The sequence below is a fragment of the Rhizobium sp. BT03 genome, assembly GCF_030053155.1.
In the GTDB taxonomy this organism is placed as follows: domain Bacteria; phylum Pseudomonadota; class Alphaproteobacteria; order Rhizobiales; family Rhizobiaceae; genus Rhizobium.
The window spans coordinates 3,000,950-3,022,113 of record NZ_CP125640.1; the positions used below are offsets into that span (position 1 = coordinate 3,000,950).

The 21,164-nt window shown below is 63.3% G+C and carries 13 protein-coding genes; 8 read left to right on the forward strand and 5 right to left on the reverse strand.

Annotation, left to right across the window (positions count from 1 at the left end):
* Window positions 1-34: 34 nt before the first annotated feature.
* The 7 genes from QMO80_RS14710 to QMO80_RS14740 all read left to right on the forward strand — a co-directional run bounded on the left by QMO80_RS14710 (window position 35) and on the right by QMO80_RS14740 (window position 9,308).
* Window positions 35-928 carry a LysR family transcriptional regulator gene (locus QMO80_RS14710; protein WP_049733485.1) on the forward strand — a complete coding sequence of 298 codons (894 nt, stop codon included), beginning with the start codon at window positions 35-37 and terminating at the stop codon, window positions 926-928.
* Between the two features lie 135 nt (window positions 929-1,063).
* The gene (locus QMO80_RS14715; RefSeq protein ID WP_283197228.1) at window positions 1,064-1,543 is read left to right on the forward strand and encodes a formate dehydrogenase subunit gamma; all 480 of its coding nucleotides are present in this window, start codon (window positions 1,064-1,066) and stop codon (window positions 1,541-1,543) included.
* Window positions 1,540-3,096 carry an NADH-quinone oxidoreductase subunit NuoF gene (locus tag QMO80_RS14720; protein WP_283197229.1) on the forward strand — a complete coding sequence of 519 codons (1,557 nt, stop codon included), beginning with the start codon at window positions 1,540-1,542 and terminating at the stop codon, window positions 3,094-3,096. The genes QMO80_RS14715 and QMO80_RS14720 overlap by 4 nt, the downstream gene beginning before the upstream one ends.
* Window positions 3,097-3,258: 162 nt before the next feature.
* The gene (gene fdhF / locus QMO80_RS14725; RefSeq protein WP_283197230.1) at window positions 3,259-6,138 is read left to right on the forward strand and encodes a formate dehydrogenase subunit alpha; all 2,880 of its coding nucleotides are present in this window, start codon (window positions 3,259-3,261) and stop codon (window positions 6,136-6,138) included.
* A gap of 268 nt (window positions 6,139-6,406) precedes the next feature.
* Window positions 6,407-7,234 (forward strand): formate dehydrogenase accessory sulfurtransferase FdhD, encoded by an 828-nt coding sequence (gene fdhD, locus QMO80_RS14730; RefSeq protein WP_283197231.1) that lies wholly within the window; start codon window positions 6,407-6,409, stop codon window positions 7,232-7,234.
* Window positions 7,224-7,469, forward strand: coding sequence for a formate dehydrogenase subunit delta (locus tag QMO80_RS14735; RefSeq protein WP_283197232.1), 246 nt, complete (start codon window positions 7,224-7,226; stop codon window positions 7,467-7,469). The genes fdhD and QMO80_RS14735 overlap by 11 nt, the downstream gene beginning before the upstream one ends.
* A 180-nt stretch (window positions 7,470-7,649) precedes the next feature.
* Window positions 7,650-9,308: an OFA family MFS transporter gene (locus QMO80_RS14740; RefSeq protein ID WP_283197233.1), complete on the forward strand. Its 1,659-nt coding sequence runs from the start codon at window positions 7,650-7,652 to the stop codon at window positions 9,306-9,308.
* 85 nt (window positions 9,309-9,393) lie between these two features.
* Here QMO80_RS14740 and QMO80_RS14745 read toward each other — a convergent pair whose 3' ends face one another.
* The 4 genes from QMO80_RS14745 to rocF all read right to left on the reverse strand — a co-directional run bounded on the left by QMO80_RS14745 (window position 9,394) and on the right by rocF (window position 14,299).
* A complete protein-coding gene (locus QMO80_RS14745; protein WP_283197234.1) occupies window positions 9,394-11,172 on the reverse strand; it encodes a PAS domain-containing methyl-accepting chemotaxis protein in 1,779 nt (592 codons plus the stop codon).
* Window positions 11,173-11,461: 289 nt separating this feature from the next.
* Window positions 11,462-11,938, reverse strand: a complete 477-nt coding sequence (locus tag QMO80_RS14750) for a chemotaxis protein CheW (protein WP_003567163.1) — start codon at window positions 11,936-11,938, stop codon at window positions 11,462-11,464.
* A gap of 196 nt (window positions 11,939-12,134) precedes the next feature.
* Entirely contained in the window at window positions 12,135-13,334 is a 1,200-nt protein-coding gene (rocD, locus tag QMO80_RS14755) for an ornithine--oxo-acid transaminase (protein ID WP_283197235.1), read from the reverse strand.
* Window positions 13,335-13,363: 29 nt separating this feature from the next.
* The gene (rocF, locus tag QMO80_RS14760) at window positions 13,364-14,299 is read right to left on the reverse strand and encodes an arginase (protein WP_088936545.1); all 936 of its coding nucleotides are present in this window, start codon (window positions 14,297-14,299) and stop codon (window positions 13,364-13,366) included.
* 122 nt (window positions 14,300-14,421) lie between these two features.
* Here rocF and QMO80_RS14765 point away from each other — a divergent pair, with 122 nt between their 5' ends.
* Complete coding sequence (locus QMO80_RS14765; protein WP_172599238.1) at window positions 14,422-14,859, forward strand: Lrp/AsnC family transcriptional regulator; 438 nt, start codon at window positions 14,422-14,424, stop codon at window positions 14,857-14,859.
* 195 nt (window positions 14,860-15,054) lie between these two features.
* On the opposite strand, the gene QMO80_RS14770 is transcribed toward QMO80_RS14765, so the two are convergent.
* Window positions 15,055-21,156: a translocation/assembly module TamB domain-containing protein gene (locus QMO80_RS14770; protein ID WP_283200191.1), complete on the reverse strand. Its 6,102-nt coding sequence runs from the start codon at window positions 21,154-21,156 to the stop codon at window positions 15,055-15,057.
* Between the last annotated feature and the right edge of the window lie 8 nt (window positions 21,157-21,164).

The following is a 21,164-nucleotide window of genomic DNA, read 5'->3' on the forward strand; positions in this document are numbered from 1 at the left end:
ATGAGGCCGGACGCGAAATGTCGCGGGAGACCGGATGATCGACAAGCTGGAATTCTTCATCGCCCTTGCCAATGAAAAGCATTTCGGCCGTGCCGCCGAGGAGTGCGGGATTTCGCAGCCGACGCTTTCGGCCGCCATCCGCCAGCTCGAGGATCAGCTCGGCGTCATGCTGGTGCAGCGCGGCTCGCGGTTTCAGGGGCTGACGCCGGAAGGGCAGCGCGTGCTCGAATGGGCCCGGCGCATCGTCGGCGACGCCCGCACCATGCGCGAGGAGATGCGCGCCGCCCGCCGCGGCCTTTCCGGCCATATCCGCCTCGCCGCCATCCCGACGGCGCTTGCCATGCTGTCGCGCATCACCACGCCCTTTCAGGAACGGCATCCCGGCGTGACCTTCTCGATCGTCTCGCGCAATTCGCTGCAGGTACTGAGCATGCTCGAAAACCTCGAAATCGATGCCGGCATCACCTATCTCGAAAACGAACCGCTCGGCCGTGTCACCAGCGTTCCGCTTTATGCCGAGCGTTATCATCTGATCACGGCTGCAGGCAGCCCGCTATCCGATCGCGACAATGTGACCTGGAAGGAGGTCGGCGATCTTCGGCTTTGTCTATTGACCGCCGACATGCAGAACCGCCGAATCATCAATCGGCACCTGACGGAAGCAGGCGCGAGTGTGCATCCGACGCTCGAATCCAATTCGATGATCGTGCTGTTTTCGCATGTTCGAACCGGACGCTGGGCGAGCATCATGCCGCGCAATGTCGCCAAATCTTTTGGTTTTCCAGTGGAAATCCGGATGATTCCGATCGTCGAGCCGGAAGCGCATCATCTGGTCGGGCTTGTCGCGCCTTACCGTGAACCCTTCACGCCGCTCGTCTCGGCTTTGCTGCACGAAGCGCGGGTGCTCGTGAGGGACGAGGAACTCTGATAGGAAAAACCTATCGATCCACAGGATAGCTTTATTGATCGCGCTCGGCTTCCCTGAGATGCTGGTTATGGAATGGTGATTGGCTGGGGGAGTCTGCCATTCCTGTAACGAGCAAGCGGCTGGGAGGGCTGCCTTATGACCATTCATATCGCCGAAGGCGATATCACAGCGCGCACTCGTGCCATCATCGCCGAGCTTCGCTTCCTTGAAGGGCCGCTGCTTCCCATTCTGCATGAGGTTCAGGACGAATTCGGCTATATCCCGCAGGAAGCCGTGCCTGTAATCGCGGAGGAACTGAACCTTTCCCGCGCCGAGGTGCATGGCGTGGTGACCTTCTATCATGATTACCGCGACCATCCGGCCGGCCGGCATGTGCTGAAGCTCTGTCGGGCCGAGGCCTGCCAGTCGATGGGCGGCGATGCGGTGGCTGAGCGCGTCAAGACGCTGCTCGGCATCGATTTTCACCAGACGACGCTCGACGGCAGCGTGACGCTGGAGCCGGTCTACTGTCTCGGGCTCTGCGCCTGCGCCCCGTCGGCGATGCTCGACGGCGAGGTCTATGGCCGGGTCGACGATCAGATGGCGGCCGAACTCGTTGCGGAGGCACGCCGATGAGCATCAGGATTTATGTTCCGCGCGATGCCGCTGCGCTGGCGCTCGGGGCCGAAAAGGTGGCAAAGGCGATTGCCCAGGAGATCGCCGCCCGCGGCCTCGATGCCGAGATCGTGCGCAACGGCTCGCGCGGAATGTTCTGGCTGGAGCCGCTTGTCGAGGTCGAGGTCGCCGGCAAGCGGATCGGCTACGGGCCGGTGAAGGCGAGGGATGTGCCTGCATTGTTCGATGCGGGCATCGTCGATGGCGGCGATCACCCACTCTGTCTCGGGGAGGTTGAAGACCTCCCGTTCCTGAAGGAACAGACCCGCCTGACCTTTGCCCGCTGCGGCATCACCGATCCGCTTTCGCTGGCCGATTACGAGGCGCATGGCGGCCTTGCCGGCCTTCGCCGCGCCGTTTCGATGACATCAGCCGAAGTCGTCAAGGAAGTCACCGATTCCGGCCTGCGCGGCCGCGGCGGCGCGGGTTTCCCCACAGGCATCAAGTGGAAGACCGTTCTCGATGCGGCCGGCGACCGCAAATATATCGTCTGCAATGCCGACGAGGGCGACAGCGGCACCTTTGCCGACCGAATGATCATGGAGGGTGATCCCTTCGTGCTGATCGAGGGCATGGCGATCGCAGGCCTCGCCACCGGCGCCACGAAGGGCTTCGTCTACACGCGTTCGGAATATCCGCACGCCATCGCCGCGATGACCGAGGCTGTCGGCATCGCGCGCCACGCGGGGATACTCGGCTCGTCGGTGCTCGGCTCGGGCCGCGCCTTCGATATCGAGGTGCGCACCGGCGCCGGCGCCTATGTCTGCGGCGAGGAGACGGCCCTGCTGAACAGCCTCGAAGGCAAGCGCGGCGTCGTGCGCGCCAAGCCGCCGCTGCCGGCGCATAAGGGGCTGTTCGACTGTCCGACCGTCATCAACAATGTGATCTCGCTCGCTTCGGTGCCTGTGATCATGGAGAAGGGGGCGGCCTTCTATCGCGATTTCGGCATGGGCCGCTCGCGCGGCACCATCCCGCTGCAGATCGCCGGCAATGTCAAATATGCCGGTCTTTACGAAACAGCCTTCGGCCTTTCGCTCGGCGATATCGTCGACAGGATCGGCGGCGGCACGGCGACGGGGCGGCCGGTCAAGGCCGTGCAGGTCGGCGGGCCGCTTGGCGCCTATTTCCCGCGGGCGCTGTTCGACACGCCGTTCGATTACGAAGCCTTCGCCGCCCAGGACGGGCTGATCGGCCATGCCGGTATCGTCGTCTTCGATGATACCGCCGACATGCTGAAGCAGGCGCGTTTCGCCATGGAATTCTGCGCCGTCGAAAGCTGCGGCAAATGCACGCCCTGCCGCATCGGCTCGACGCGCGGCGTCGAGACGGCCGACAAGATCGCCCATGGCATCGAGCCGGAGAAGAACCGGGCGCTGCTCACCGATCTCTGCAATACGATGAAATTCGGCTCGCTCTGCGCGCTCGGCGGTTTCACGCCCTACCCCGTCATGAGCGCCATGACGCATTTTCCGGAGGATTTTTCGCCGGCACCGATCGCGGAGGCGGCTGAGTGATGGTTTTTTATTCGAAGTTGCCCCTCACCCTAACCCTCTCCCCGCTTGCGGGGATCCGAAGGACGGGTCGAGACGCGTGGCTCGACCCCGGGCGGTGCCGGCAGGCGGATGAGGGGCATCCCTCGACACAACCGACACAGAAATCTAGCGGAGGAGCAAGCCATGTCTCTCATCCATGAAATCGACTACGGCACTCCCGCTTCGACATCCGAGGTGATGGTGACGCTCACCATCGATGGGCAGCAGATCAGCGTGCCGGAGGGCACCTCGATCATGCGCGCTTCGATGGAGGCCGGCATCGAGGTGCCGAAGCTCTGCGCCACCGACATGATCGATGCCTTCGGTTCCTGCCGGCTCTGTCTCGTCGAGATCGAGGGCCGCGCCGGCACGCCTGCCTCCTGCACGACGCCGGTGGCGGCCAACATGGTGGTGCACACGCAGACGGGACGGCTGAAGGATATTCGCCGCGGCGTGATGGAGCTTTATATCTCCGACCACCCGCTCGACTGTCTGACCTGTGCGGCCAACGGTGATTGCGAATTGCAGGACATGGCGGGCGCCGTCGGCCTGCGCGACGTGCGCTATGGCTATGACGGCGACAACCATGTCAGGGCGCGCAACAATGGCGAGATCAATCTGAAATGGACGCCGAAAGACGAGTCCAATCCCTATTTCACCTTCGATCCTTCCAAATGCATCGTCTGTTCGCGCTGCGTGCGCGCCTGCGAGGAGGTGCAGGGCACCTTCGCGCTGACGATCGAGGGGCGCGGTTTCGGCTCCAAGGTTTCCTCGGGTGCACATGAAGCCTTCATCGATTCCGAATGTGTCTCCTGCGGCGCCTGCGTCCAGGCCTGCCCGACGGCGACGCTGACGGAAAAGTCGGTGATCGAGATCGGCCAGCCCGAACATTCGGCCATCACCACCTGCGCCTATTGCGGCGTCGGCTGTTCCTTCAAGGCGGAAATGCGCGGCGAGGAATTGGTGCGCATGGTGCCGTGGAAGGACGGCCAGGCCAATCGCGGCCATTCCTGCGTCAAGGGCCGTTTCGCTTACGGCTATTCCACCCATAAGGACCGTATCCTCAACCCGATGATCCGCGAAAAGATCAGCGATCCCTGGCGGGAGGTGAGCTGGGACGAGGCCTTCGCGCATGTGGCGTCGGAGTTTCGCCGCATCCAGTATCAATATGGCCGCGACGCAGTCGGCGGCATCACCTCGTCGCGCTGCACCAATGAGGAAACCTACCTCGTGCAGAAGCTGGTCCGGGCCGGCTTCGGCAACAACAATGTCGATACCTGCGCCCGCGTCTGCCATTCGCCGACCGGCTACGGCCTCGGCCAGACATTCGGCACGTCGGCCGGCACGCAGAATTTCGACAGCGTCGAGCAGTCCGATGTCGTCGTCATCATCGGCGCCAACCCGACCGACGGGCATCCGGTATTCGGCTCGCGGCTGAAGAAGCGGCTGCGCCAGGGCGCCAAGCTCATCGTCATCGATCCGCGCCGCACCGATATCGTCCGGTCGCCGCATGTCGAGGCCTCCTATCACCTGCCGCTGAAGCCCGGCACCAATGTCGCCGTCATGACGGCGCTGGCGCATGTGATCGTCACCGAAGGGCTCTATGACGAGCGCTTCATCCGCGAGCGCTGCGACTGGTCGGAATTCGAGGATTGGGCTGGTTTCGTCGCCGAACCGGCGCACAGCCCCGAACAGACCGAGATCTTCACCGGCGTGCCGGCGGCGGATCTGCGCGGTGCGGCACGGCTCTATGCCAAGGGCGGCAACGGCGCGATCTATTACGGTCTCGGTGTCACCGAACATAGCCAGGGTTCGACCACCGTCATCGCGATCGCCAATCTTGCGATGGCGACCGGCAATATCGGCCGTCCGGGCGTCGGCGTGAACCCGCTGCGCGGCCAGAACAACGTGCAGGGCTCCTGCGACATGGGCTCCTTCCCGCACGAACTGCCGGGCTACCGGCACATTTCCGATGATGCGACGCGCGATATCTTCGAAAAGCTCTGGGGCGTGAAGATCAACAACGAGCCGGGCCTGCGCATTCCGAACATGCTGGATGCGGCGGTCGACGGTTCCTTCAAAGGCCTCTATGTCCAGGGCGAGGATATTCTCCAGTCCGATCCGGATACGAAACATGTCGCGGCAGGCCTTGCCGCGATGGAATGTGTCGTCGTGCAGGACTTGTTCCTCAACGAGACCGCCAATTACGCCCATGTCTTCCTGCCGGGCTCGACCTTCCTGGAGAAGGACGGCACCTTCACCAATGCCGAGCGCCGCATCAACCGCGTGCGCAAGGTGATGACGCCGCGCAACGGTTATGGCGACTGGGAAGTGACGCAGAAGCTTGCCCAGGCGATGGGGCTCGACTGGAATTACAGCCACCCGTCGGAGATCATGGACGAGATCGCCGCGACGACGCCGAGTTTCGCGCTTGTAAGCTACGACTATCTCGACAAGATGGGCTCGGTGCAGTGGCCCTGCAACGAGAAGAACCCGCTCGGCTCGCCGATCATGCATGTCAACGGCTTCGTGCGCGGTAAGGGCAAGTTCATCCGCACCGAATACGTAGCGACCGACGAACGCACCGGTCCGCGCTTTCCGCTGCTGCTTACCACCGGCCGGATCCTCAGCCAGTACAATGTCGGGGCGCAGACGCGGCGGACCGAGAATGTCGTCTGGCATGCGGAAGACCGGCTGGAAATCCATCCGCACGATGCCGAGCAGCGCGGCGTTCGCGACGGCGACTGGGTGAAGCTCGGCAGCCGCTCCGGCGACACGACGCTCCGGGCGCTGATCACCGATCGTGTGGCGCCGGGTGTCGTCTACACGACCTTCCATCACCCCAATACGCAGGCGAATGTCATCACCACCGACTTTTCGGACTGGGCGACGAATTGCCCTGAGTATAAGGTCACGGCGGTGCAGGTCTCGCCCTCCAACGGGCCCAGCGACTGGCAGATGGAATATGACGAGCAGGCACGGCAATCGCGCCGCATCGCCGGCAAGCTCGAGGCAGCGGAGTGACGATGGGGGAGGGGGCTGGCGTCGGCGAGGCTTCCCCTTCTCCCCAGCGGGGAGAAGGTGCCCGAAGGGCGGATGAGGGGGCCTGTGCGCCAAACGGTGCTGCCCCTCGCCTGCGCTCGGTGCGCTCGCTCCTGTCGTCGCTCGCTCCCCTCATCGCCTCGCCTTGCTCGGCACTTCTCCCCGCTGGGGAGAAGGGGGCGCAGGCCGCCGACGTTCTCCTCCATATAGACCGCACTGCGGAGGAGGGTGTCTTTCATCCTGTCGCCGCATGGTAGATTTCTCCACCACCGCCCATGCTCCCGAAACCGCCCGCCGCAACGGCATCATACAGACCGGCTCTCGCATCGTGCCGGAAGAAGTGCCGGTTGCCTTTTCCTATGGCGGCAGCTCGCATGCGGTGATGATGGCAACGCCCGCCGATCTTGAGGATTTTGCCGTCGGCTTCAGCCTGACCGAAGGGATCATCGCGAAGCGGGCGGAGATATCCGGCATCGAGGTCGTCGCGGGCGAGCAGGGGATCGATGTGCAGGTGAGCCTGGTCGACGACGTCGCCGATCGGCTGCGGGCACGCCGCCGCAGCATGGCGGGGCCGGTCGGTTGCGGGCTCTGCGGCATCGAATCGATCGAGCAGGCGGTGCGGCCGGTGCCCGATGTCTCCGCCTCGCCGCTGGCGCTGTCGCATGCCGATATCGTCCGCGCCGTTTCGCTGCTGAACGAAGCGCAGCCGCTGCATCGGGAGACGCGGGCGGTGCATGGCGCCGGCTTCTATATTCCCGGCCAGGGACTGGTTGCGGTGCGCGAAGATGTCGGCCGGCATAATGCGCTGGACAAGCTTTGCGGCGCCGTCATCGGCCTTGGCGAAAGAGGCGGGGACGGCGCCGTCGCCGTGACCAGCCGGCTCTCGGTCGAGATGGTCCAGAAGGCGGCGATCCTCGGCAGTCCCGTGCTGATCGCCATTTCAGCGCCGACCGCTCTTGCCATCCGCACGGCCGAAACGGCCGGCATGACCCTCGTCGCGCTGGTGCGCGGCGAAGATTTCGAGATTTTCACCCACCCGCACCGCATCTCGCCCGGAAGCATCGCCGATGTCGCATGATACCAAGACCAAGCTCGTTTATATGGCAAACCAGATCGCCACCTTCTTCAAGAGCCAGCCGGCAAGCGAGGCGGTCGAGGGGGTCGCCAATCATATCAACAAATTCTGGGAGCCGCGCATGCGGCGGCAATTGTTCGAAATTCTCGAAAAGGAGGAAAACGGCCTGGATGCCCTCGTGCTGCAGGCCGCTCCGATGATCCGCAAACCGGAGGCGGAAGCACAGCAGATCCGGTAATCCGAAGTCGCATGCCGCAGGGGCAGCAGCACGGCTGCCTGCGCCTATGCCATCGCTGGAATTTAAATCGATTTAAATACAGACAAAGCGGAAATTTAAAGTGTTACAGCGTCCTTTGCGCTCCTGAAAAGACGGCAGCGCTCCAATCACAGCAAGGTCTGAAACAAGGAGGAGTTGTTCATGACTTCGGCGGAAACACGTACGGACGGAGCGGTGGCGGGCTCGGGCCTGCTCGATCGTGAAAGGATCGTCGCAAGACCCGGTTTCAACAGGTGGCTGGTACCACCGGCCGCGCTCGCCATCCATCTCTGCATCGGCATGGCTTATGGTTTCAGCGTCTTTTGGCTGCCGCTGTCCAAGTCGCTCGGGATCACCGGCCCGACCGCTTGCCCCGATCTGACGCTCGCCTCGGCGCTGTTTACCACCACATGCGACTGGCGCGTTGCCGACCTCGGCTGGATCTATACGCTGTTCTTCGTCCTGCTTGGGTCGTCCGCCGCCATCTGGGGCGGCTGGCTCGAGCGGGCCGGCCCACGCAAGGCGGGCGTCGTTTCCGCCTGCTGCTGGTGCGGCGGCATCATGCTTGCCGCCATTGGTGTTATCACCCATCAGCTCTGGCTGATGTGGCTCGGCGCCGGCGTGATCGGCGGCATCGGTCTCGGACTCGGTTACATCTCACCGGTCTCGACGCTGATCAAATGGTTTCCCGACCGGCGCGGCATGGCGACCGGCATGGCGATCATGGGCTTCGGCGGCGGCGCGATGATCGGCGCTCCGCTTGCCAACCTGCTGATGAATGCCTTCAAGACCGAGACGTCGATCGGCGTCTGGCAGACCTTCATCGCCATGGCGGCGATCTATTTCGTCTTCATGATGGGCGGCGCCTTCGGCTATCGCATTCCGCCGGCCGGCTGGCGGCCGGAAGGTTGGACGCCGCCTGCGGCCAAGAGCACGATGATCACCACCAGGCATGTGCACCTGCGCGATGCCCACAAGACCAAGCAGTTCTGGCTGATCTGGGCGGTGCTTTGCCTCAACGTCTCGGCCGGCATCGGGGTTATCGGCATGGCCTCGCCGATGCTGCAGGAAATCTTCGCCGGCTCGCTGATCGGCCTGCCGGATGTCGGTTTCGCCCAGCTCGACGCCGGCCAGAAGGCGTCGATCGCGACGATTGCCGCCGGTTTTGCCGGCCTGCTGTCGCTCTTCAATATCGGCGGGCGGTTCTTCTGGGCGTCACTCTCCGACAAGATCGGCCGCAAGAACACCTATTACTGCTTCTTCATCATCGGCATCGCGCTTTATGCGCTGGCGCCCAGCCTTGCCGGCATGGGCAATAAGGCGCTGTTCGTTCTCGCCTTCGGCGTCATTCTGTCGATGTATGGCGGCGGTTTTTCGACGATCCCAGCCTATCTCGCCGATATTTTCGGGACCCAGTTTGTCGGCGCCATCCACGGACGGCTGCTGACGGCCTGGGCAACGGCTGGCATCGTCGGTCCCGTCGTCGTCAACTATATCCGCGAGGCGCAGATCGCCGCCGGTGTTGCTCCCGGTCCGAGCCTCTATACCGGCACGATGTACATCCTCGCCGGCATGCTGGCCCTCGGCCTTGTTGCCAATTCACTGATCAGGCCGCTTTCGGATAAATGGTTCATGTCCGATGGTGAGGTCGCTGCGCTGCAGGCGAAGTCGGCGGCCGTTAATGCCGGGCCGACGGGTTCCTTCGGCATTGGTACAGGCGGACTGGACGCCAAGGCGGTGCTTGCCTGGGCCGTCGTCGGCATTCCGCTGCTCTGGGGTGTCTGGGTAACGCTGAAGGCGACCTTCGCGCTGTTCGGGTAAGATAACAAAGCGCGCCGCATGGGCCTCATGCGGCGCGCTTCTTCCTCGCTCTACGCAGAAACAATCGCGAGCTATGGGGCGTGGCTCAGAACTCTTCCCAGCTCTGCGCCGTTGCAGCGGCAGCGCCGTGCGCTTTGGCGAGACGGGAAACGAGATGCAGCGCCGGCGAGCCTGTCTGTCGTGCTTCCAGCCTGCCGGCGGTCTGAGGCCCGGCCTGGGTCCGGGTCTGACCGGGCAGGCGGAATCGTGCCAGCAGGACCCGCAGCGTTTCGGCTTCCTTTGCCAGGCTGTGGCTGGCGGCGGTGCTCTCCTCGACCATGGCGGCATTCTGCTGGGTTGCCTGGTCGAGCGAATTGACCGCCTGGTTGATTTCCTTGAGCCCGGTTGCCTGTTCCCGTGAGACTTCGACGATGGCAACGACGTTGCCGTTGATATCGCCGACCTGGGTGACGATCTCCTCGAGCGCCTTACCGGTCTGGCCGACGAGGCCGACACCGTTCTTGACGAGGTCGCTCGACGTATTGATCAGCGCCTTGATCTCCTTGGCCGCCTTGGCGGAGCGCTGGGCGAGTTCGCGGACTTCCTGGGCTACCACCGCAAAGCCCTTGCCGGCTTCGCCGGCGCGGGCGGCTTCGACGCCGGCATTCAGCGCCAGGAGATTGGTCTGGAAAGCGATATCGTCGATGACACCGATGATATTGGTGATTTCGCGCGAGGACTGCTCGATCTGGTCCATGGCGGCGACGGCGTTGCGAACCACCACGCCCGACTGCTCTGCGCCCTGCTTGGTCACGGCGACAAGGCGTCCCGCCTCATCGGCGCGGCTACTGGAATCGTTGACGGTGGTAGTGATTTCCTCCAGCGCGGCTGCGGTCTCCTCGATCGATGCGGCTTGCTGTTCCGTCCGCTTGGAAAAGGAATCCGCCGATGTGCCGATCTGGCTCGAACCGGCGGCGATCGCAATGGCATTCTCGCCGATCGTCTTCATCGTATCGGCAAGACCTTTGACCGCGGTGTTGAAATCGTGGCGCAACTGCTCCATCGAGGGGACGAAGGGCGTGTCCACCGTCCTCGTCAGATCACCTTCGGAAAGCTGGCGCAGCGCGCCGCCGAGCTGGGAAATCGCGCTCATCCGCTGGGTGACGTCGGTTGCGAACTTCACGACTTTGTAGACTTTGCCGTCGGCATCGACGATCGGATTATAAGCCGCCTGGATCCAGATTTCGCGGCCACCTTTGCCGAAGCGGACGAATTCGTTGGCAATGAATTCGCCATTGCCAAGACGCTGCCAGAAGCTGCTGTATTCCTCGGTGCGGGTGTGGGCCGGGTCGCAGAACATGCTGTGATGTTTGCCGGCGATTTCGGCCAGCGAATATCCCATGGCCTGGCAGAAATTCTCGTTCGCGGTCAGGATCTCGCCCTTTGGGGTAAATTCGATCACCGCCTGCGAGCGCGAGATCGCCTCAAGCTTACCGGAATCCTCGACCGCCTGCTTCTTCGCGGCTGTGATGTCGGCGGCGAATTTCACCACCTTGAACGGCTTTCCGCCTTTGGAAACGGGATTATAGGACGCCTGGATCCATATTTCCCTGTTGCCTTTGGCGAAGCGCTTATAGGCGCCGGCGTCATATTCGCCGTGTCCGAGCCGCGCCCAGAAGGCGCGATATTCGGGCGTCGCCGCATAGGCCGGCTCGCAGAACATGCTGTGGTGCTTGCCGACGATCTCGTTGAGGCGATAACCAAGCGCCTTGCAGAAATTCTCGTTCGCCGTGAGAATATTGCCGTTGAGATCGAATTCGATGATCGCCTGCGACTTGGAGATGGCGTCAAGAATGTAATTCGAATCGGAGGCTAGACCAAACATTCTTGTCCCTTTGAGATGCACAGCTTGCGCTGTTTCGGCTGGAGAAGCGAAGGGGCTGGCGAGGTATGCCGGTGCAGGGGACAACCGGTCTCCGGTTATCACTCCTCTGTACCGGAGACTTATCATCCGTATGCTTCTCGACCATACTGAGGGAGCGTGGTTAATTTAGCGTATAAAAGCTATTGCTAATAATATGATGTGATGCGGATGAACGCGGCGATTTACCTGAGACGCGCAAAAAAACCGCCCGGGACGGACGGTCTAACTCTTCAAATTGTCTTGATGGCGATCAGGCCGCCAGTTCATCTGTCTCGTTTTCCTTGAACATCTTGGCGAGGTTCAGGAAGCAGATCATGCCATTTTCCGAAGCGATGATGCCTTCGCAATAGGCGCGGTCGAAGGAGGCTGTCACTTCGGGCACCGGCTGGACCTGGCTGGAGGAGATGGTGAGAATATCCGAGACGCGGTCGACGAGCATGCCGATGACCATGCTGTGAACTTCGGCGACGACAATGGCGCTGCGTTCGTTGGCGACGGTGCTCTTCATGCCGAGCTTATAGGCAAGATCGATGATCGGGATCACCGAGCCGCGCAGGTTCATGACGCCGATGACATCGGCCGGCGCATGCGGGATCGGCGTCGACGGCGCCCAGCCGCGAATTTCGCGGATGGTCGTGGTCTTGACGCAGAATTCCTGATCATGCAGGCGGAAGGCAATGATCTCGAGCGTATCGCCGCTGAAGCTAGTGGAATTGATCGTGGTCATAGAATTCTTCCCAACTGTCGTAAGCCAGGGCAGAAGCGGGCGCGCCACCATTGGCGCGGACGAGCTTTGCCTTCACACCACGCGATGGCTTTGCGCTCGGCCCAGCATCGTTACGGTTACGACGACATTAGCGAAAGAGTGTTGCCCAAATCTAAATCGGGAGCGGGATTGCGAAGGTTTTCAGCCCCTATTTACGTCAGCCTATGGTCTTTTCGATCTGCGAGACCGCCCAATCCACCTGTTCCCTGGTGATGACCAGTGGTGGGGCGAGGCGAATCGTATGGTCGTGCGTATCCTTGGCGAGCAGGCCGCGTTCCTTCAGCGCATGGCAATATTGCCGCGCGCCGCCGGCTTCGGGCTCCAGCTCGATCGCCATCATCAGGCCGCGGCCGCGCACGTCCCTGACGATGTTCGAGCGGATCGACCTCAGGCCTTCGAGAAAATAGTCGCCCATAGCAGCGGCGTTCTCGATCATGCCCTCTTCCGTCAGCACCTTCAGCGCGGTGCGCGCCACCGCGCAGGCAAGCGGGTTGCCGCCGAAGGTAGAGCCGTGCTGGCCGGGCTTCAGTACCCCCAGTACCTCGGAATTCGATAACACGGCGGACACCGGATAGAAGCCGCCGGACAGCGCCTTGCCGATCAGCGTCACATCGGCCTCGATGCCTTCATGTTCCTCCGCCAGCAGCTTGCCGGTGCGGCCGAGACCGGTCTGGATCTCGTCGAGGATGAGGGTGACGTTGTTATCAGTGCAAAGCTCGCGGATGCGGGTAAAATAACCGGCCGGCGGGATGATGACGCCGGCTTCGCCCTGGATCGGCTCGATCAGCGCGGCGACCGTATTGCCGTTGATGGCCGCCTCGAACGCTTCAGCATCACCGAAGGGAATGGTTCGAAAGCCCGGCGTGTAGGGGCCGAAGCCGGTGCGGGCGTCGGGATCGGTGGAGAAACTGATGATGCTCAGCGTCCGGCCATGGAAATTATCGGCGCAGACGATGATCTCCGCTTGGCCTTCCGGCACGCCCTTGACCTCGTATCCCCATTTGCGCACCGCCTTGATGGCGGTCTCCACGGCTTCGGCGCCTGAGTTCATCGGCAGGATCTTATGCGAGCCGGTCAGCGCCGCAAGCTCTTCATAGAGATAGGCGAGCTGGTCGTTGCGGAAGGCGCGGGAGGTGAGCGTCAGCCTGCCCGCCTGCTCGACCATGGCGGCAAGAATCCTCGGATGACAATGGCCCTGGTTGACGGCCGAATAGGCCGAGAGGCAATCGAGATAACGATTGCCGTCGGTATCCCAGACATGAACACCTTCGCCACGCGTCAGCACCACGTCGAGCGGCTTGTAGTTGTTGGCGCCGAGCCGCTGTTCGGTGGCGATCAGTTTTTCCGAGGTGGTCATGGTTCTTCCCTCTTTTGCAGCGCGTGCCTTTATGCGGCGCGGGTTGGGCGATCGAAGATGCGGCGGCCGAAGAGGCTTGCCGTCAACTCCACCAGGACGCGGGCGCTCTTGCCGCGATCGTCGAGAAACGGATTGAGTTCGACGAGATCGAGCGACGAAACGAGGCCGCTGTCGGACAGCATTTCCATCACCAGATGCGCCTCGCGGAAGGTTGCGCCGCCGGGTACCGTGGTGCCGACGCCCGGCGCAATGTCGGGATCGAGGAAATCAAGATCAAGGCTGACATGCAGCAGGCCGTTGGCCTTGGCGACGGCCTCGAGGATCTCACGCATGATGGCGCCGATGCCCTGCTCGTCGATCGCCCGCATATCGAAGACGTTGACGCCGTGTTCGTGGATTTCCTCGCGCTCACGCGCATCGACCGAACGGATGCCGACTTGAAAGACATGTTTCGGGTCGACGAAGGGACGGTCTTTCGGCAGAATCTCGGCAAACTCCGCCTCGCCGCAGAAGAAGGCGACGGGCATGCCGTGGATATTGCCGGAGGGCGAGGTGGCGGGAGAGTTGAAATCGGCATGGGCATCGAGCCAGAGCACGAAAAGCGGCCGGCCTTTGCCGGCGGCATATCGCGCCATGCCGGAGACGCTGCCCATGGACAGGCTGTGGTCGCCGCCGAGAATCAGCGGGAAACGGCCGGAAGCGGCGACGTCGTAGACGCTGCTTTCGAGCGCACGGGTGAAGGCGCCGACGATTCGGAGATTATGAGCCTTCGGATGATTCGGCAGGTCCATCGCCGGCACGATCCTGAGATCGCCGAGATCGGCGACGTCATGGCCGAGCTCGATCAGCGTCTGGTCGACGCCGGCGATACGCAGCGCCGCGGGTCCCATGGCAGCGCCCCTGCGGCCGGAGCCTTCTTCCAGCGGTGCGCCGATGAGGGTGACAGATCGCGATTGGGCATTCATTCGAGGGCTCCGCGGTTAGGCCTGTTTCGGCCGATAGTGGGATAAAGGGCTGACGGCAAAAAGATGGAAAAGTGTCAGAAATGGATTATGATTGCGCAAAATGATAAACCTAATTTGACAAAGTGATCAGCGTGGACGATCTCGATACCGAGCTTCTGAGTGCCCTTCGCCATAATGCCCGGATTTCCGTCTCCTCGCTCGCGGCGATGACGGGCGCCTCGCGGGCAACGGTTGCCGCGCGGATCGACCGGCTGGTCGCCGCCGGCACCATCGTCGGCTTCACCATCCGCACCGGTCATGAGACGCGGTCGGCCGGCGTGCGCGCCATCGTCATGATCGAGGTGCTCGGCAAACTCGCCGACCGGGTGGCCGACCAGCTGCGCGGCCTGCCGCAGGTGCGCGCCCTTCATAGCACCAACGGCAAATGGGATTTCGTCGCCGAACTCGAGGATCGCGATCTTGCGGCCTTCGACGAAACGCTGCGCCGCATCCGGCTGATCAACGGGATCAATTCGACGGAGAGCAATATTCTGCTGAAGACGAGCAAGACGGGTTTTTAGCAACGCGACACCCGCCTAGGAAATCGGCGAAGCCGGCGCCTCATCCGCCTGCCGGCACCTTCGCCCCGCACGCGGGGCGAAGGTGGAATAGCCGCAACCTCCCGTCTCTTCTCCTACCTTTCGCATGGCACGTCCCCTCGCCCCGTTTACGGGGAGAGGGTTAGGGTGAGGGGCAGCCGCAGACGATAAGCCGGCTCAATATTCCCGTTCGTAGACAATACCCGCTTCGCCGGCACCATTGCCGCCGGCAGCACCGCGCAGTTTGACGCCGCGGCCGACGTCGAGGTTGATGATCGCCTTGGCGCCGGCCGCGCCGCCCTGCTGCAATTCGAAATAGGTGCGGTCGTTGAGATAGCGGCCGACGCTGACGCTGGTCTGGCCCTTGGAATCGGTGCTGATGTCGAGATCGTCGACGCCGAGCTGATTGCGCAGGCCTTCGAATAGCGAGGTCGAGCGGTTGCCGGCCAGCTGGCTGACGGCGTCGGCCAGCTGGGCGATTTGCACCGGCGAGAGTTTCGACATCGACTGGCCGAAGATCAGCTGCGCCAGCACCTCGTCCTGCGGCAGCTGCGGCGAGGAGGAAAAGGTGATTGCCGGGTCAGTGGCAAGGCCCGCGACATCGACGGTCAGCGTCGTCGAGCCGGAGGTCGAGGTCGCTTCCATATCGAGCGCCGGCGTCAGGTCGCCGGCAAAGGTGATCCGGCTCTTGTCGGTGAAATCCAGGCGGCGGTTGAGAATGGTCAGCCGGCCGCGGCGCATGGTGAAACCGCCGGTGACGATCGGCGCCGCCGCCGTTCCGCGGATCGTCACCTTGCCGCCAAGCTCGGCATCGATGCCGCGGCCGCGTGCGAAGATATGCGAGGGGGCGTCGATTTCCAGATCGAGGGTGATCGTGGAGGATTTCTCGGCGGGTTTCTGCTCGCCGTCGTCGCGCAGCTGCGCCAGCACCGCGCGCGGCGCATTCTTATGGCGGATGTCGATTTCCCTGAGCGAGGTCGGCAATTTTTCCGGGACGGTGATCGAGGTCTTGTCCAGCCGAAGCTTGCCGCTCAGCGTCGAATTCATGATCGGCCCGCGCAGGCCGAGCGTGCCGTTGACGGTGGAGACGACGAGGGTTCCATCGACATAGACCGCCTTATCCAGCTTGATCGAAAGATCGGCGGGAAAACCGCCGGCCGGCTGTATGCCGATGGTGCCGCTTGCCGAAATCGTGCCGCCGCCGCCAAGGTTGCCGCTGAGGCGCGAGATCACGGCTTGGCTGCCGTTGAAGCTCACGGTTGCCGCGAGATCGTTGACGGCGAGATTGCGCCGGACGTCGACGAGCTTTGCGCCTGATGTCGAGACGGTGCCGTTGATAACAGGTGCCGCGGCCGTTCCGCCGATCTGCAGGTTGACGGTGGCGACGCCGTCGGCGACGAGGCCCTGCTGCGCCAGTGGTGCGCCGAGCACGGCGAAAGGCAGATTGCCGTTGAAGCGCATGTCGAGGGCGCGATTGCCTGTGATCACGACGCTGCCGCCGCCCTTCAGCGACATGCCGGCGTCGCCGGCAAGGCTGGTGTCGATCGTCAGCCGGTCGCCGGCAAGTTTGCCTGATGCGCCGATGGTGAACGGCGAAAGGCCGGCGCCTTTTGTCTGGCTCGTCGCTGCGTTCTTCCAGTCGACCTTGAAATCGACCGAGGGCGCCGATAGCGCGCCGGCGGCCTTTGCGGTCGCGGTGACCGCACCTTCGGCGCCTAGACCGGGCACAAAGCCGTTGGCGATGCCGGCCGGGACATTGGTGGCATTCGCCGTGACATCGACCGCGCGGATCGAGGTGCCGGCGATCGAAAGATTGCCGGCGGCTTTCAGCGCAATGCCGCCGCTGCCGCTGAGATCGGCATCGAAATCGAGCCGGTCACCGGCGTATTTTCCCGTCGCCGCCAGTGCCAGGCGGGAGAGGCCGGCAGCCTTGGTGTGGCTGGTTGCGGCATCCTTCCAGTCCAGCTTGAAATCGACGATCGGTTTTTCAGGCGTTCCCGACGTGACGGCGTTGGCCGAAACTGTGCCTTCGGCACCGAGGCCGGGCACGAAGGCATTGGCGATATTGGCCGGAAGGGCGGGAATATCGGCATTGATCGAAAGATCGCGGATGGCCGTTCCGGCGATGGTGACGCCGCCGGTCGCCTTGGCCAGCACCCCGTCCTTGCCGGCAAGGTTGGCATCGAAGTCGACCCTGTCATTGGCGTATTTTCCGGATGCCGTCGCACTCAGGCCGGAAAGGCCGCTGCTTTTGGTCTGAGCGGTTGCGGCGTTTTTCCAATCGAGCTTGAAATCGACGGCGGGTTTGGGCAGGGCGCCGGAGGCCGATGCCGTTCCCGATACCGTACCCTCGGCGGCAAGACCGGGGACGAAGCCGTTGGCCAAGGCTGCCGGCAGGTTGGCAAGATCGGCCTTGACGTCAAGGTTGCGGACCGACGTGCCCGATGTGGCGACATTGCCCTTGGCTTTCAGCGAGAGGCCGTCCTTGCCACCAAGATCGGCATCGAAATCGAGCCGGTTGTCGGCGAAATGACCCGACGCGGCAAGCGCCAGTCCCGAGAGGCGGGTGCTTCTGGTGTGGCTGGTCGCGGCATCGGTCCAGGCGAGCTTGAAGTCGGCATTCGGTGCGGCGGGGGTGCCGGCGGCCGACAGCGTGCCCGATATCGTGCCGCCGGCCGCCAGATCCGGGACGAAGGCATTTGCGAGGCTGGCCGGAATCCTGGCGATCTCGGCATCGACCTTGATGTTTTCGACCGTCGTGCCGGCGAGGGCGACATTGCCGGTGCTCTTCAGCGAGAGGCCTTCGCCGCCGCTGGCCGCCGCGGTGAACTCGAGCTTGTTGTCGGCAAATTTTCCCGATGCGGCCAGGCCGAGAGCGGCAAGCCCGGCACGCTTCGTGTGGCTGGTCGCAGCACCTTTCCAAGCAAGGTCGAAATTGGCGGTCGGAGTGGCAAGCGAGCCTGCGGCCGAGACCGTTCCGGAGATCGCGCCTTCGGCGGCGAGATCGGCGACGAAGCTGTTTGCGATGCCCGCCGGGATATTGCTGAGCGTTGCGTCGACCTTGACGTTGTTGACCGTCGTGCCGGTGACGGCGACATTGCCGTTTGCCTTCAGCGAGAGGCGGTCGGCGCCCGATATCGCCGTGTCGAAATCGAGCTTGCTGTCGGCGAATTTACCGGATGCCTTCACCGCGAGATCAGCAAGGCCGGCCCGTTTCGTGTGGCTGGTCGCAGCACTTTTCCAATCGAGATCGAAATCGGCGATCGGCGCGGAGAGGGGGCCAGTCGCCGAGAGTTTGCCGGTTATAACGCCTTCGGCGGCAAGATCGGGAACGAAACCATTGGCGATGCGGGCGGGCAGGTTGAGGATATTGGCGTTGATATCAAGCACGGGCGCTTTCGGGTCAGCGAGTACCACATTGCCGGCGGCCCTGAGGGCCAGGCCGTCACCGCCGCTGATCGTCGTGTCGAAAGCAAGCTTATTATCGGCGAATTTGCCGCCGGCGGTGATGCCGAGCGGCGCCAGCCCGGCTCCCTTGGTCTGGCCGGTCGTCGCATCCTTCCAGTCGAGCTTGAAGTCGGCGACGGGTGCGGCCGGTGTTCCGGTCACGGCAATCTTTCCGGAGATCGTGCCGCCGGCCGAAAGGTTCGGCACGAAACCGTTGGCGAGTGCTGCCGGCAGTTCGTGAATGTCGGCATCAAGCTTCAGCGTCTCGCCGGCCGATCCGGTGACGCTTACCGAGCCGGTGCCGGTTTTCAGCGTCAGCCCGGTCAGGCTGGCGGTGCCGCCAGCGATTTTGACCTGCGTCGGTGCCGCGAGTTCGACCGGGATATTGCGCGGGCTTGCCGAGAAACGATCGAGGTTGAGGTCGATCGCGCCGCCCGCCATCTCGATATTGCCGGCGGCCAGCACCGGATTGCCGTCATAGGCGGCATTGAGATCGAAGTCGGTCTGGTTCTGCTGTCTCGTAAAACCGAGCGCAAGGCCGGCAAGCTTGTTTGCTCCCGCATTCAGTTCCTCAGCCTTAACAGTGCCGTTTGCCGCGAGAGTGGAGAGATCGCTGACCGTGACGTCGATATCCGGCTTGACGATAGCAAGCGTATCGCGGCGGATCGAAGCGCCTGATGCACGCAGCTTGAGCGCGATCTTGCCGCCATCGCTTGCGACGCCGAGCGACCCTTTGAGATCGCCCTCGGCCTTTTGTCCGCCGAGTGCCGCCAGCAGGCCGATATTGGGGAAATCGAAGGTGAGCGCACCCGTCGGCTCCAAGGCGGGCGAGAATTCCAGATTGCCGGTCAGCCGGTTGCCGCCGATATCGGCGGTCAGCGCCGGAATACGCATCCTGCCGTCCGCAGAGCTTATGTCGCCATTGATGCTTATCGGCTGGCCGTCGATCGTGCCGGTGGCGGCCACCTTGCCTTGCGGTGCTTTGGGATCGGCAAGACCCGACAGGTCGATATTGAGATTGCCGAGCGTACGGTCGGCCATTTCAAGGCTGGGGGCCTTGAGATTGGCCGTCACCGAGATCGCCGGCAGCTCGCCGCCCACTCTCAACGCATAACCCACCCCGCCGCGGGCGCCTGTCATGAGTTTGCCGATGTCGGGCAGCCGGCCGGAAAGATCGGCATTCACCTTCGAGCCGTCGAGCGCGACGTTGCCGGCGGCCTCCAGCGTGCCGGAGCTCAAGACGAGGTTGGACAGTGCGAGTTTCGACGGGATGGTGCCGACCAGCTGGCTTTCGAGCGTGATCGGTCCGTCGAACCTGCCCGAGACCGCAGCCGGCAGGGCTGCCGGAGCGACGGCGAGCTTGACGTTGCCCGTCAGCGCCTGGTCGGCCAGCCGGTAGGAACCGTTGAGGCTGCCGTTGATATTGGCGCTTTCGACGGTGGTGCCGTTGAAGCCGATGCTGCCGGGCGTGATCTGCAGCGGCGAGGCGATCGTGACCGGGCCCTGGACGGCGCGATTGAGGTTCGGCTCCGCAAATGTCATGTCGCCGGCAACGAGGCGCAGCTGGACGCTGCCGGAACGGGCGGCGAGATTGAAGGCGTCGCTCTTTGCCGTCAGCTTGACATTGCCTATATCGGCCTGCGGCAGGGTCGCGGTGTCGAGCGAGCCGCTGACATTCAGTCGGGCCGCCTGGGCATCGCCCGTCAGCGCCAGGTTGAGACCTGATATCAGGAAGCGCGCCTCGCCTTCGGCGAGCGGCCAGCGAAAATCGACAGGTCCCGATGTGCCGAGCAGGTTGGCGTTCAGGCTGTTGTTGCCGGCCGGATCGAGGGTGCCCGAGGCGGCGATGACGACGCTGCCGGTGGCAATATTGCCGGTCTGGATGTCGATCTTGCCGCGGTTATCGAAAGTGGTGGCAAGATCGATATTGGTCTGGCCTGAGAAAAGCGGCCGGAATGCCGAAGGAAGCAGCGAGCTCAGGTCGCCGCCACCTTTGAGGTCGAGGTGGTGCAGCCCGTCGGCGCCGATCTGATGCCGGGCCTCGATTGCGGCGCGCTGCTGTCCGTCGAGCGCGGCCTGCGCTTTGCCTTTCCAGTCGGATATCGGTCCCTGGCCGTCGAGATCGATATTGACGGCGGGGCTGTCCGGCAGGCCGAGAAAGCCTGCCAGCAGCCCACCCTTCGGTTCGGCAAGCTGCGCCTTCAGCTGCAGCCGGTTTTCAGCCGGCGCATAGGCGATGTCGGCGGCAAGCCGCGCATCGGGCACCGCGTGGCGGCTGACATTGACGATCGCTTCGCCGCCATCGCGGTTCGCCGACAGGCTGCCTTCGGCGGCGAGCGCGAAGGCGCGCCCGGCAAAGAGTTCGGACAGTTTGATGTCAGGAAGCGCGACGCGGTCGATATCGACCTTGATCGGAAGGCTGAAGCCGCCGGAACTTTCCGCTTCGGGCCGCGAGGGCAGGGTGCGCACCGGCTTGCGCAGCACGTCGATCGCTTCGATCTCGAAGCGTTTGGCATGGAAGGTTCCCGTCAGCAGCGCCAGCGGGTTCCAGTCGATGGCGATGCCGTGGATTTCCGCAAAGACGCCCCTGGTGTCGGAGATCGAGATCTCGGCGGCGCGAAGCCCGCCGGTCAAAAGACCCTGCGGTTCACGCACCGTAATCGTCATGTCGCGGTTGGACAGCGTCGAGGCTATCTTTTCGGTGACGATGCGGGCGCCAAAGGCGGTGAAGCCGAAGATCGCCAGTGCCAGGACGGCAAGAATCAAGGTGGCGCCCACGCCATAGGCGGTGAGCCGCAGGAACCAGTTGACGATTTTTGCCAGCATTTGCATCGGCGCGG